The organism is Ligilactobacillus acidipiscis DSM 15836 (assembly GCF_001435755.1).
GTDB lineage: Bacteria > Bacillota > Bacilli > Lactobacillales > Lactobacillaceae > Ligilactobacillus > Ligilactobacillus acidipiscis.
In genome coordinates, this window is sequence record NZ_AZFI01000323.1 from 1 (window position 1) to 790 (window position 790).

A 790-nucleotide genomic window follows, 5' to 3' on the forward strand; every position below is an offset into this window, starting at 1 on the left:
TCGTTACTTCCACGTTCCCAGGGCGAAGAAGGATGGGCGAAGTAACTGGTGATCTTACTTAATTTACTTTGTTCGGCAAATTCAGCACCATTGTCAAAGGTGACCGTTTTAAAAAGTTCTGGGAATTGCTTAATGGTCCCGTCAACTGCCTTGAGGCAAGTTTGCGCATGGTAATTAGGCAGCTTGAGTATCATTTCATACCGAGTTTTACGCTCAGTTAAAGTTAGTAGGGCGGGCTCACTTGCCCGCCTAACTCCCTTGACCAGATCAGCTTCCCAATTTCCAAAGGTTGACCGCGTCTTAACTTCTGCTGGCCTTTCCTCGATCGACAGACCTAACTTTTTCTGGTTCTGTCTGGTATGCGTGTGGGTGTTGGACTTTGTTCTGCGACGTAATTTTTGCGGCAGATCAATATTCCTTAAGCTCAGCAAACCTTGATCTATATAGCGATAAACAGTCGTGACTGAAGGCACCGGCTTATCGGGGTGGATCCTTTTAAAATAAGCAGTAAAACTCGCCACACTTTGCGCACGAAAGGGTTTCTTTAGCTCTTTCTTGAGCATTGAGAAATACAGCCAGCAGTTGCGTGTCATCGGTTTTGAATGACAGCGGCTCCGATGTTTAAGATAATTTGCTTGTCCAGTCTCAGGAAAATACTGCTGATAAAACAGGTAATTTGAGTGGCGTTGTAAAGTAGTGCCGCGTTTGACCTCACGGCAAATAGTACTAGGCGAACGTCCCAAAATACCTGCGATCTGATTAGCACTCAGGCCAACTTTCAAATAAGCTC

1 protein-coding gene is annotated in these 790 nt (G+C 45.3%); it reads right to left on the reverse strand.

Going from position 1 to position 790, the window contains the following annotated elements; genetic code table 11:
* On the reverse strand, window positions 1-790 hold a 790-nt coding region (locus FC65_RS10925), incomplete at both ends, for an IS30 family transposase (RefSeq protein ID WP_056972781.1).